Source organism: Pseudidiomarina aquimaris (genome assembly GCF_003987395.1).
Classification (GTDB): domain Bacteria; phylum Pseudomonadota; class Gammaproteobacteria; order Enterobacterales; family Alteromonadaceae; genus Pseudidiomarina; species Pseudidiomarina aquimaris.
Genome location: NZ_PIPT01000004.1, coordinates 149724 through 162612, shown reverse-complemented (window position 1 = coordinate 162612; position 12889 = coordinate 149724). Strand labels below are relative to the sequence as shown.

The window sequence follows — 12889 nt, the reverse complement described above, 5'->3', positions numbered from 1 at the left end:
CATGTCAAAAGTCATTATCAGTACCGACAAGGCACCAGCGGCGATTGGTACCTACTCACAGGCCGTTAAAATCGGCACGACTGTTTATTTGTCGGGGCAAATCCCGTTGGTTCCGGAGACCATGGAATTTGTCAGCGAAGATTTTCGCGCCCAAGCCGTGCAGGTATTTAAAAACCTATCTGCCGTTTGTGAAGCGGCCGGCGGTGAGCTGCAAGATATGGTCAAAGTCCAAATTTATTTAACCGACTTAGGTCAGTTCGCCATCGTTAACGAAGTGATGGCCGAGTTCTTCCGTACGCCTTACCCAGCGCGCGCCGCTATCGGTGTGAAAGCTTTGCCGAAGGGCGCGCAAATCGAAATTGATGGTGTCATGGAGTTACCGAGCACCAATTAAGAGGTGCTCGGCTCTAGTTTTTCACGGCCTTCAAGCGGCTTGCGCCAAATGATCATTGCCAATGCAACTGCGCCCAAAATGAAGCAATAGCCGGTATTGACGCTGACCTGAATCGGCGTCAGGCCAAAGCTTGCGCCCATAAACAGTGCTTGCGCACCATAGGGCAATGCGCCCTGAACTACACAGGCAAAGATATCCAGCAAACTGGCGCTCTGCCGCGGCGCAAGATTGCCTTCCTCCGCCAAGCGCTTACTTACCTCACCGGATAGCAAAATTGTGACTGTGTTGTTTGCAACGGCGAAATTGGTAAGCCCAGTGAGGCCAGCGACACCAAAGGCTGCACGTTGCTGAGGATGTTTGAACAAACGCTTGGTGACATTGCCCACCGAGCTCGCAAGGAACTTCAAGCCTCCTTGTTGACGAATCAGCGCTGACAGGCCACCAATCAACAAGCTAAGTAAGAAGATCTCTTGCATGCTGGCGAAGCCTTTGTAGATATCTTGGCTGAAGGCAACCCATTGATAATCGACAGTGACCATGCCAAACGCTGCGGCCAAAATAATTCCGAGTGTCAGCACTGCGAACACATTCAGTCCCATGACCGCCAACACGATAATGAAGAAGTAGGGAAGACTTAACCACAAGTTGGCATCAGGGATTTTCGGCGGTGTTGCGCCGGTATCGTAGCTAACCAGCCAAAGAATTGTGATGATGGCCGCTGGAATCGAGATCTTTAAGTTCGCTTTGAACTTGTCGCTCATGTTACAGCCTTGCGTACGCGTTGCGGCAATGGTGGTGTCGGAAATAATCGACAAGTTGTCACCGAACATCGCACCACTGACCAGTACCCCGGCAAGTAATGGCAAGTCGATGCCTGAGGCTTGGCCAAGACCCAGTGCCACCGGCGCCAAGGCACCTAAAGTTCCCATCGAGGTGCCCATTGCCGTAGATACCACCGCGGCAATAATAAATAGACCTGGCAACAAGAAGCTCGCCGGAATCACGTGTAGACCCAAAGCAACCATAGCATCGACACCACCCGTTGCTGCGGCTACTGTCGAGAAGGCACCTGCCAACAAGTAGATCATGCACATGGTGACAATATTGCGGTCACCGACCCCAGCGACGAAGGTATTAATACGCTCTTCGAAAGCCTGTTTGCTCAGTAGTACCGCCAAAATAATTGCCGGTAAAATCGCAACTGGACTCGCCAGTTGGTAAAACGCCATATCCACGCCGGTGAGTTGAAAGTAAATACCGGCACCAACGAAGAGTGCGAGAAAGAGCCCCAGTGGGAGCAGCGCACGCGCGCTAGCAGCTTCAGTCATAAGTTAGCGAACCTTTATCATTTTTATTTGGACGTCCAGAAGTGTATACATCCTTAACTTCGGGTGCAATAGCCAAAGCCGATTAGCTGTTGCCAATTACCGCGACTTCGTCATACTAAGTTACATGTTGTACTAAGGAATACAAAGGAAGTCGAATGAGCCCTGATGATCTGCACTTGCAGTTACGTAATATTCGCAAAGAAGACTACCCACAATTAAAAGCCTTGATGGACAAGGTTTACCCAGATATTGGCGGGGCTTGGGGAGAGCACACCATTCTCAAGCTAGTAAAGGAATTCCCGGAAGGACAAATTTGTCTGGAAGATAACGGCCAAATGGTCGGTGTCGCCCTGACCGTGCGCGTTAAGTATGCGCGTTTTAGTAACCCGCATACGTATGACGACCTCATGGATGCACGCGAAAATATACTCAATGACCGCAAAGGCGATGCTTTGTATGGTCTCGACGTCCTCATTCACCCAGATTATCGCGGCTTTCGCTTAGGCCGCCGTTTGTATGACGCGCGCAAAGAGCTCTGTCGGCAGATGAATCTGAAAGCGATTCTGGCGGGTGGACGTATTGTTAATTTTCACAAATATGCTGATGAGCTGACCCCAGGTCAATACATCGAAGGCGTGCACCGTCGCGAAATTTACGACCCCATTTTAACGTTCCAGTTAGCCAACGATTTCACCGTCAAGCGCTTGCTCGGTAAGTATCTGCCCGAGGACAAACGCTCGGTCGGCTTTGCCACTTTGCTGGAATGGAACAACTTCTTGTACGAGCCTTCGGATAATATTCTTGGCAGTCGCATTCGCAATGTGAGGATTGGCGCGGTGCAGTGGCAAATGCGTGAAATCGATTCGGTCGAAGAGATGCTTAAGCAAGTTGAGTACTTCGTCGATGCCATGTCCAGCTACCAAAGTGATTTCGCAGTATTCCCAGAATTTTTTAACGCGCCACTGATGGGCTTGACCGATCAAAGTCGCCAAAAAGATGCGATCCGCTTTTTAGCGGGCTACACCGATCGCTTCAAGCGCGAAATGTCGCAGATGGCCGTGAGTTACAACATCAATATCATCACAGGTTCGATGCCGCTCGATGAAGACGATGTGATCTACAACGTTTCCTATCTTTGCCGGCGCGATGGCACTATTGAAGAGCAACGTAAGATTCATGTAACGCCACATGAAAAGCGTGACTGGGTCATTGAAGGTGGCAATCATGTGCAGGTGTTCGATACCGACGCCGGTAAAATTGGCATCTTGATTTGTTATGACGTCGAGTTCCCTGAGCTTGGTCGCTTGATGGCGGCCGAAGGCTTAGAGATTCTCTTCGTACCGTTCTGGACCGATACCCGTAACGCGTATCTGCGCGTACGTCATTGTGCCCAAGCCCGTGCCGTCGAAAACGAATGTTACGTGGTTACCTGCGGCAGCGTCGGTAACTTGCCGCAAGTCGAGAGCCTAGATGTGCAGTACGCTCAGTCGGCGGTATTCTCGCCATCTGACTTTGCTTTTCCGTACGATGCCATTTTGGCAGAGACAACACCAAATACGGAGCAGCTGATTTTCTCTGATCTAAACTTGGATGAATTGCGGTATTTACATCACGAAGGTTCGGTGACAAATCTAAAAGATAGACGCACCGACATCTACGAAGTCACCAGGAAATGGTAATAAAAACCGTTGTTCGCTATTTGATGTTCGCTCTTCGTTTAAAACAAACATCAAACAGCTAACAACGATCTGTGTTTATCGAACATCAAACATCGAACAGCAAACAGCGAGGTTTTTATGGCGGTAAAACTGATTTCTCCAGCGGATGAGGCCTATAACTATCCGCTTCTGATCAAACAGCTTCTGCTTTCTGCCGAGCGTTATGCCGGCGATAACGAAATCGTGGGCGGCAACAATGGCCAGCGCTTTAGCTACGCTGAGTTCATTGAACGCGTGCATCGCTTAGCCAACGTGCTCACTGAAGCTGGGGTGAAAGAAGGTGATACCGTCGCCGTACTTGATTGGGATACGCCACGTTATCTTGAGTGCTTTTTTGCGGTGCCGATGATTGGCGCGGTGCTGCACACGGTGAACGTGCGCTTAGCGCCGGAGCAGGTGGTGTACACCATGAACCATGCGCAAGACGATCTGGTGTTGGTGCACGACGACTTTTTGCCGCTGATTGCCAAGGTACAAGATCAATTGACCACGGTGAAAGGTTATATTCAGTTGACCGATGAAGCACAGGCGCCGCAGTCGCCGCTGGAAGTTATCGGTGATTATGAGAGTCTGCTGGCGGGCGCTTTGACCGAATTCGATTTTCCTGACTTTGACGAAAATGCCATTGCGACAACCTTCTATACCACCGGCACGACGGGTAATCCGAAAGGTGTGTACTTCAGTCATCGGCAGTTAGTTTTGCATACCCTTGCGTTGTCTGCGACGACGAGTATGAACGACAACATGCAGCTGATGCAGGCATCGAGCGTGTACATGCCAATCACCCCAATGTTCCATGTGCATGCTTGGGGTGTGCCTTATGTGGCGACCATGATGGGTCTTAAGCAGGTGTACCCAGGTCGCTATGAACCGGCAACCTTGCTGAAGCTCTACATGACCGAGAAAGTAACCTTCTCGCACTGCGTGCCAACGATTTTGCAGATGATCTTGAGTAGTGAGAAGGCGAAGGCAATTGATTTCAGTGGCTGGCAGGTGTTAATCGGCGGCAGTGCGCTGACCGAAGGTTTAGCGAAAGCTGCTCTGGAGCGGGGCATCAAAGTTTATACCGGTTACGGCATGTCTGAGACGTGTCCGTTGTTGAGTACCACATGGATGCCGCTTGATGCGGATGACATGAGTCTGGAAGAGCAGGTACGTACGCGAGTGCGTACCGGTAAGCCAGTGCCATTGGTGAATATGCGTATTATCGACGACAACGGCCGCTTCTTACCTCATGACGGTCAGGCGATGGGTGAGGTCGTGGTACGCACGCCGTGGTTGACCCAAGGTTATTTGCACGAGCCAGAAAAGAGCGACGAGCTGTGGGCTAATGGCTGGATGCACACCGGCGATGTCGGCAGTATCGATAGCGGCTATACCTTACAGATCCGCGACCGCATCAAGGATGTCATTAAAACCGGCGGGGAATGGGTGTCGTCACTCGACATTGAAAACCTAATCAGCCAACACCCTGATGTGGAACTCTCGGCGGTGGTCGGTCTACCAGATGATGAGTGGGGTGAGCGTCCACATGCGGTGGTCACGGTGCGCGAAGGCGCGCAAGTGGACCAGCAAGCGGTGGCCGAATTCATGCAGCAGTTTGTCGATGAAGGACACATCGAGAAGTGGGCGATTCCCGATAGCATTAAGGTTGTCGATGAGATCCCGCGCACCAGTGTCGGCAAGGTCGATAAGAAGCTGATCCGCAGTCAACTGCAAGAAAGCTAGCCCTTAAATTAAGCCTTTGATAAATGCGACCACACTTCGCCCCAGCGAGCTGTGGTCGTAGCCACCCTCGAGCATGCCGACCACGCGCCCCGAGCAATAGCGCTCAGCGTAGGTTTTCAATTCTTTCGCTATCCAGAAATAATCTTCTTCACGTAACTTGAAGTTGCCCATGTCGTCTTCGGCATGTCCATCAAAGCCAGCAGAGACCAGAATGAGTTGCGGTTCAAAGCGCTCGAGCGCGGGCCACCAGCGTGCGCAAACTTCTTCACGCCACGTTTCACCGGTGGTACCAGCGGGCATCGGTGAGTTGATAATATGCGGACTGATGGTGTCGGCGCCGGTGTCAGGATAAAACGGATGCTGAAACGAGGAGCACAGCAACACCCGTTCGTCGTTAAAGAAAATATCTTCGGTTCCGTTGCCATGGTGTACATCAAAATCGATGATAGCCACGCGCTCTAAGTTATGAACACTCAGGGCATGGGTCGCGGCTACTGCGATATTGTTGAAAATACAAAAGCCCATCGCCTTGTCATAACAGGCATGATGGCCCGGCGGTCGCACCACGCAGAAGGCGCGCGGGTTTTCACCGTGCATCACTTCATCGACCGCACTGATACCGCATCCTGCTGCGTACAGTGCAGCATCGAGTGAGCCTGGGGTCATCAGAGTATCAGGGTCGAGCCAGATATGATCTTCACTGGGGGCACGCGCAAAAACATCCTTTACGTAATCCACACTGTGGGCATGAAAGAGTTGTTCTTGGCTGGCTTTCACACCATCACGTTGCTGAATGGCCAACTCTAGTCCAGAGCGGATGATTTGGTCATTAATAGCGCTCAATCGCGCAGGTTCTTCAGGGTGCACTTCCGTAACTTGGTGCTGCATACATTGCGGATGGCTGAATACGGTAACCGACATATTACGACTCGTTATTAGAAGTGAGCGGTAGCTTCAGATGAACTTCACCAGGCTCTTCGCTGGGTAATCGTTTAAAGCCAGCGCGCTCGAACACCGCTAGCATTTTATGATTCTCGGCGCGCACATAGGCGACCATATGATCAATAGATCTGAGTTTGGCGATACGGATCATTTCGTCCAACAGCCGACTCGCCATGCCTTTGCCTTGGTGAATTTCGCGGGTGACAAAGGCGACTTCACAGCTATTGTTTTGCGGCACAAAGTAATAGCGCCCCACAGCTTGAATCTCCGCCGCTGAGCCTTTTTGCCGCACGATACATAACGCCAGATCGGTGGTTTGATCCACGCTTACCAAGGTACAGGATTTTTCGCGACTCATTTGCGTCGGCACAGTGTTGTAACGCATCTGCAAGGTTTCTTTGGTGTGCGAATAGAAAAACTCTTGCAGCCGCCGTTCATCGCTTGGGTTGAGCGGGCGCAGGTCGTAGCATTGACCGTCAATGTTGAGCTCTTTAAAACCGACACTCCCAAGCTCTGGCACTTCGACCGATTTGATGGTTTGATAATTCGGTACGTAATAGTGTTTGCGGACTTCTTCGAGCAGCTGCTGGCGGAATTTAGGGTGGGCCACGCGAATCAGTTCAAGCGCCCGTTCACGAATACTTTTACCGCGTAAGGAGGCCACGCCAAACTCAGTTACCACGTAATAGACATGCGCGCGTGAAGTGGCAACGCCAACGCCTTCGGTTAGGTGCGGCACGATTCGCGAGATGGTGCCATTTTTGGCGGTTGAGGGTAGCGCGATGACAGGTTTACCACCTTTGCTCATCGAAGCACCGCGGCTAAAATCGACATGACCGCCAATGCCACTGTAGAACTGATGACCGATGGAGTCTGATACCACTTGCCCCGTTAAATCCACCTCGATAGCACTGTTAATCGAAATCATGTTGTCGTTGCGCGCAATATTCGCAGGCGAGTTCACGTATTCGCTCGGATAAAAGCCGATATGTGGGTTGCCATCAACGAAGTCGTATAATGCTTTGCTGCCGATACAGAAGCTGGTCACCGCCTTGTGCTGGTGATAGGTCTTTTTACGATTATTTATCACGCCTTTTTGCATGAGCTCCATGATGCCATCGGTGATCATTTCGCTGTGTACGCCAAGATCTTTGTGGTTACCAAGGTAACGCAGCACCGCGTCGCAAATATTACCAAAGCCAATCTGAATCGTAGCGCCATCGTCAATCAATAACGAAACATACTGGCCGATGCGTTCGGTGACCGCATCGAGTTCGGTCGCTTCGATTTCCGGTAGATCTTCTTCGGCCTCGAAGAAAGCATCAATTTGCCCTTTGTGGATAAACGCCTGGCCAAAGGTGACGGGCATTTTCGGGTTCACTTGGGCAATCACCTTCTTGGCTGATTTAAGAGCTGACGAGACAATGTCGACGGATACGCCGAGGGAGTGATAACCGTATTTGTCCGCTGGGCTGACCATGATCAGAGCAGCGTCGAGTGGCAGTATGCCTTCGGAAAACAAATAGGGGATATCCGACATAAAGCAGGGCGTGTAATCGGCCCGACCTTCAGCGACAGCCTTACGAACTTGCGGCCCGCCAATAAACAGGCTGTTTACCTTGAACTGCTGGGTATGCTCTGGTTCGGCCCATTTGTTGTCGCCAAGCGCATACACTTGCACGATTTCGATGTCGTGCAAGTGCTGGCTGTGGTCAATGAGGTCATTGATGAGCGCGTGGGGTACCGCCGCATGAGAGCCAATGAAAATTCGACTCCCCGACTTTAACAGCTGATGCCAATGGGTGAGTTGTCCTGCTACCGATAAGCTACCCTGTGCGCTGGTCATGACTGGCCTCCTTGAACTTATTCTCCGGCGTAATCGAACACCCAGTTCACGTATAACTCGGTACCGACTTTCAACGCATCTTCATCGGCATAAAAGTACGGCGAGTGGTTGCTAGGTGCAGTGGCCGGATCTTGGTCCTCAGGAGTGATGCCTAAGAAAACAAACAGACCAGGGACTTCAAGGGCATAAAATGAAAAGTCCTCAGCACCCGTGACTAGTGGATTGACCTTCACTTTGTCAGCACCCGCCACTTGCTCAATCGTTGGCAACATTTGCGCCGTGAGCTCTGGATTGTTAATGGTGACTGGGTAGCCCTCGTCAATGTGCACATGGGCTTCGGCACCCGAGCTTGCCGCCGTGTGTTCTGCGGTGGTCTTCAAGTTCTCAAAAATTTGTGCGCGATTGTCCATGTCGAAATTGCGAATCGTGCCTTCAAGATAAACTTCGTCCGGAATAATGTTGTTACGCACGCCACCTTCGACAATACCAAAGCTGACCACAGCGGGTGCCTTGGTGATATCAACCTGGCGGCTGATAATAGTCTGGGTGTTGTTGATGATTTGCGCGGCAGCAACGATAGGGTCGACACCACCCCAAGGCCGTGAACCGTGCGTTTGGCGACCTTTTACATTGATCTCAAAGCGGTCAGACGAAGCCATGAGTGGACCCGAACGGTAGCCGATATGCCCAGTGGTGCCTGCCGACCAAACATGAATGCCAAACACCGCGTCAGGCTTAAGATCGGTAAACAAGCCTTGCTCTAACATCAGCTCAGCACCGCCTTCTTCACCTTTGGGTGCGCCTTCTTCGGCCGGTTGGAAGATGAACATAACGGTACCCGCTAGCTCACTTTGCATCGCCGCGAGTTGTTCAGCTGCGCCCATGAGCATGGCGACGTGCATGTCGTGCCCGCAAGCGTGCATCACGCCTACTTCTTCACCACGGTATTCGGCGGTTGCAGTAGACTTAAACGGTACATCGGTTTTTTCGGTAACCGGCAGCGCATCCATATCGGCACGCAACGCGACTACGGGGCCTGGCTTGGCACCTTTCAAAATACCCACTACGCCGGTGTGCGCCACTTCGGTTTGTACTTCAAGGCCCAGTTCACGTAAGTGCTCGGCGACCACCTTGGCTGTACGGAACTCGCGATTACTGAGCTCAGGATGTTGGTGCAGATCACGACGCCACTCAATGACCTGTTGCTCGAGTTCGGCGGAGATACGTACCGGCTCATCTGCGGCGAGCAGAGGCATTGGTGCGACAGCTAATGTCGCACAGCAGGCTACGGTAAGTTTTGCAAACGCAGAAATTTTAGACATGACCCATCACCTATCCAAGTTATATTTAGAGTGATTTGAGTATGCCTCTTTGTCGATTATTTTGCCAATACGGCTTTGGTCGCAACATCCGCGAACAAACCGTAGTCTGGAACCGGCGCAGTCAGCGAAAAATTCTCCCCAGCATAGCTAAAGGCGAGGCGCCAGGCATGCAGGTGCAGGTATTCATGTGCCTCACCGCCGTAACGGCTGTCACCAACAATGGGGACGCCAAGACTCTTCATGGCAACGCGCAATTGATGGGTTCGCCCCGTTTGCGGGTGTAATTCATATAAGCGGTACCCCGTCGCAATAGCTGTACTGGTAAATTGGGTACGGGCCGGATTTAGCTTACTGTGACACAACCGCCAGTTGCCGCGGCGCGCTTTTTCCATATCACCGATGACCCAGCCTTGCTTCTTTTTCGGCTTACCGGCCGCAATGGCAAGGTAGGTTTTGTTGATTTGCCGCTCGGCAAATAGCTGACTCAAAGCTGCTGCCGCCGCGGCATTGCGCGCGACCAACAGCAACCCTGAAGTAGGGGTATCAAGGCGGTGTGCGGGCCAAAGTTGTTCGTCAAGTTGCTGGGCGAGTTGGTGCACCACGCTAATTTCATGCTCGTTGGCATGCATGGGGGCGCCTGCCGGTTTGTTTAGGGCATAAAAATCAGCATGTTGAAATACTAGGGTTAACTCGCGCATACCGTTATACTCACTAAAAACCGTTGTTCGCTATTCGCTGTTTGTTGTTGGTTTAAACAAAGAGCGAGCGCAGGCGAGCGTGCGAACAGCGAACATCAAACAACGCTTTTGGGTTTACTATGTCACCGGAACGCTTTGCTCGCATTAATGCATTACTCGATCGGCGCCAACCCGATCTTACGCTCTGTCTCGAGAGTGTCCACAAAAACCATAACTTATCGGCACTTATCCGTACCGCAGATGCCGTGGGCCTGCACGAAGTACATGCCATCTGGTTTGACCGCAAGGGAAAAATCAAAGGTGGCACAGCCATGGGCTCGCAGCAATGGGTCAAAGTCAATCATCATGACAGTACCACTGATGCCATAGCGCAGCTCAAGCAAGAAGGGAAGCAGGTGCTCGTCACCCATTTGTCGGCCACTGCGGTAGATTTTCGGCAGGTGGATTACACTCAGCCGACGGCAATTATTTTCGGGCAAGAAAAGCATGGTGTGTCGGAACAAGCGCTCGAACTTGCCGACCACCATGTTGTGATTCCGATGGTAGGCATGGCCCAATCACTGAATGTTTCGGTGGCGGCTGCGGCGATTTTATACGAGGCGCAGCGGCAACGTGAAAATGCGGGAATGTACGAACGACCGCAACTGTCGGCCGCCGAACGCCATCGCGTGCTGTTTGAGGGCGGGCACCCGATTTTTGCCAAGATTTGTCGGCGTAAAAAGCTCCCTTATCCTGAACTTGATGCGCAGGGGCAAATTGTAGCCGATGATGCTTGGTGGCAAGCGGTAAGGACGAATTAATATGGCAGCAGCGGGCCTGCATCGTATACCAGTTTCAGTGCTCAAAGGGGTAGGGCCGAAGCTGCAAGAACGCCTCACTAAGTTGGGGCTGGCGACGATCCAAGACGTGCTGCTGCACCTTCCATTGCGCTATGAAGACCGCTCGCGGATTTACCCGATTGCGGCATTGCAGCCGGGTACCACCGCCACGGTGATTGCGCATGTGGTAAAAGCGGATGTGGTCTATGGCCGCCGCCGCATGCTCAAGGTGAATGTGCGTGATGCCAGCGGTGGTCTGAATCTGGTGTTTTTTCAGTTTAGTGCCGCGCAGTTGAAGCAATTTGCCCAAGGTACGCAGTTGCAACTTTTCGGTGAAGTACGCCGGGGCATGCAGGGACCGGATATGATCCATCCGGAGTATAAAATTGTGCAGGGCGAGGCTCCGCAATTGGCGGAAACATCCCTAACGCCGGTTTACCCAACCACTGAGGGCGTGCAGCAAGCGACTTTACGCAAACTCACCGAGCAAGCGCTTACTTACCTTACGCCACAAGCACTACCGGAGCTTTTGCCAGAGCAGCTTAGGCCCAACGGGATGGAGTTGAGTGCCGCTATTAGATTGTTGCACCGCCCGCCTCTTGATGTGCATTTGAGCCAGTTGCAAGAAGGTACGCATCCAGCGCAGCTGCGGCTGGCGATGGAAGAGTTGGTGGCCCACCAATTGAGCCTACTAAAACTGCGCAGCTTGAAGCAGCAACACCACGCGCGGCCACTGCAGCCGAATAGTGACTTAGAGTCGGCCTTTTTGCAGCAACTGCCTTTTCAGCCAACCAAGGCACAGCAACGAGTGGTGCAGGAAATCCAACAAGATTTAGCGCAGCCGATTCCGATGATGCGCTTAGTGCAAGGTGACGTAGGTTCGGGTAAGACGTTAGTGGCGGCGCTTGCAGCTTTAACAGCCATTGGGCAAGGCTATCAAGTGGCGTTGATGGCACCGACTGAAATTCTTGCTGAGCAACATGCTTTAACCTTCCGCCAATGGTTTGCGCCTTTAGGTATTGAAGTCGGCTGGTTGGCCGGAAAACAAACCAGTAAGCAGCGCAACGAGGTGTTAGCGACGCTGAAGACTGGGCAGACGCAACTGGTTGTCGGTACCCACGCACTGTTTCAAGCCGATGTGGATTATCACAATTTGTCACTGGTGATTATCGACGAACAACATCGCTTTGGTGTGCATCAACGTCTTGAGCTACGTGAAAAGGGCGTACAGCAAGGCTTCCAACCGCATCAGCTGATCATGACCGCGACGCCGATTCCGCGTACGTTAGCAATGACGGCCTATGCTGACTTGGCGACGTCAGTCATCGATGAGCTACCGCCTGGACGCACACCCGTGACCACAGTCGCGGTGCCAGATACCCGGCGCGAGCAAGTGGTGGAGCGTGTGCATAAAGTTTGTACCGAAGAAAAGCGGCAAGCTTACTGGGTCTGTACCTTGATTGAAGAGTCAGAAGCTTTGCAATGCCAAGCGGCGGAAGACACCGCGAACCAGCTTGCAGCGGCATTACCAGATTTACGTATTGGCTTGGTACACGGGCGCTTGAAAAGCGCAGAAAAAGAAGCGGTGATGCAGGCCTTCAAAGCGCATGAACTGGATTTATTGGTGGCTACCACGGTGATTGAAGTGGGCGTTGACGTACCAAATGCTAGTTTGATGATTATTGAAAATCCCGAGCGCTTGGGCTTGGCGCAGTTACATCAGCTCCGTGGTCGCGTGGGGCGTGGCGCGGTCGCGAGTCACTGTGTGCTGCTCTATCACGCGCCCTTGTCAAAAACCGCCACACAGCGCTTGGGCGTGTTGCGTGATAGTAACGATGGCTTTGTCATTGCCCAACGCGACCTCGAGCTGCGTGGTCCTGGCGAACTCCTAGGTCAGCGGCAAACGGGAGTGACCGAAATGAAGGTTGCCGACGTAATGAAACACAGTGAATTGCTGGATGAGGCGCAGTCGCTTGCGCAGCACTTATGGAGTGATTACCGTGAAACCTCGGAAGCATTGATTCAGCGCTGGTTACCCCGTCGAGACCACTACGCCCAAGCATGATTTCGTAGTACACTAGGCGCACACTTGTAA

The 12889-nt window shown here is 52.2% G+C and carries 10 protein-coding genes; 5 read left to right on the top strand and 5 right to left on the bottom strand.

Translation table 11 applies throughout. The features are described 5' to 3' along the window. Position 1: 1 nt before the first annotated feature. Complete coding sequence (locus CWE21_RS06615) at positions 2–394, top strand: RidA family protein (RefSeq protein ID WP_126833662.1); 393 nt, start codon at positions 2–4, stop codon at positions 392–394. On the opposite strand, the gene CWE21_RS06610 is transcribed toward CWE21_RS06615, so the two are convergent. Beyond that, positions 391–1722, bottom strand: a complete 1332-nt coding sequence (locus CWE21_RS06610) for a Na+/H+ antiporter NhaC family protein (protein WP_126833661.1) — start codon at positions 1720–1722, stop codon at positions 391–393. The two genes, CWE21_RS06615 and CWE21_RS06610, sit on opposite strands and share 4 nt — an antisense overlap. Before the next feature lie 155 nt (positions 1723–1877). Between CWE21_RS06610 and CWE21_RS06605 the strand changes: the two genes are divergently transcribed. Together CWE21_RS06605 and CWE21_RS06600 are read left to right on the top strand one after the other, a co-directional pair. Then, complete coding sequence (locus tag CWE21_RS06605) at positions 1878–3401, top strand: bifunctional GNAT family N-acetyltransferase/carbon-nitrogen hydrolase family protein (RefSeq protein WP_126833660.1); 1524 nt, start codon at positions 1878–1880, stop codon at positions 3399–3401. A gap of 117 nt (positions 3402–3518) precedes the next feature. Further along, positions 3519–5168: a fatty acid--CoA ligase gene (locus CWE21_RS06600; RefSeq protein ID WP_126833659.1), complete on the top strand. Its 1650-nt coding sequence runs from the start codon at positions 3519–3521 to the stop codon at positions 5166–5168. Between the two features lie 3 nt (positions 5169–5171). Here the strand turns inward: CWE21_RS06600 and CWE21_RS06595 are convergent, their stop codons facing one another. The 4 genes from CWE21_RS06595 to CWE21_RS06580 form a co-directional block, all read right to left on the bottom strand. Next, positions 5172–6089, bottom strand: a complete 918-nt coding sequence (locus CWE21_RS06595; RefSeq protein ID WP_126833658.1) for a histone deacetylase family protein — start codon at positions 6087–6089, stop codon at positions 5172–5174. 1 nt (position 6090) lies between these two features. Then, positions 6091–7956, bottom strand: a complete 1866-nt coding sequence (locus tag CWE21_RS06590; RefSeq protein WP_126833657.1) for a GNAT family N-acetyltransferase — start codon at positions 7954–7956, stop codon at positions 6091–6093. A 17-nt stretch (positions 7957–7973) separates the two neighbouring features. Beyond that, positions 7974–9212 carry a M20 family metallopeptidase gene (locus CWE21_RS06585; RefSeq protein WP_241970240.1) on the bottom strand — a complete coding sequence of 413 codons (1239 nt, stop codon included), beginning with the start codon at positions 9210–9212 and terminating at the stop codon, positions 7974–7976. 122 nt (positions 9213–9334) lie between these two features. Beyond that, positions 9335–9976 (bottom strand): TIGR01621 family pseudouridine synthase, encoded by a 642-nt coding sequence (locus CWE21_RS06580; RefSeq protein ID WP_126833655.1) that lies wholly within the window; start codon positions 9974–9976, stop codon positions 9335–9337. 119 nt (positions 9977–10095) lie between these two features. Between CWE21_RS06580 and trmH the strand changes: the two genes are divergently transcribed. Together trmH and recG are read left to right on the top strand one after the other, a co-directional pair. Then, complete coding sequence (trmH, locus tag CWE21_RS06575; RefSeq protein WP_126833654.1) at positions 10096–10776, top strand: tRNA (guanosine(18)-2'-O)-methyltransferase TrmH; 681 nt, start codon at positions 10096–10098, stop codon at positions 10774–10776. A gap of 1 nt (position 10777) precedes the next feature. Continuing rightward, complete coding sequence (gene recG, locus CWE21_RS06570) at positions 10778–12859, top strand: ATP-dependent DNA helicase RecG (RefSeq protein ID WP_126833653.1); 2082 nt, start codon at positions 10778–10780, stop codon at positions 12857–12859. The last annotated feature ends 30 nt before the right edge of the window (positions 12860–12889 follow it).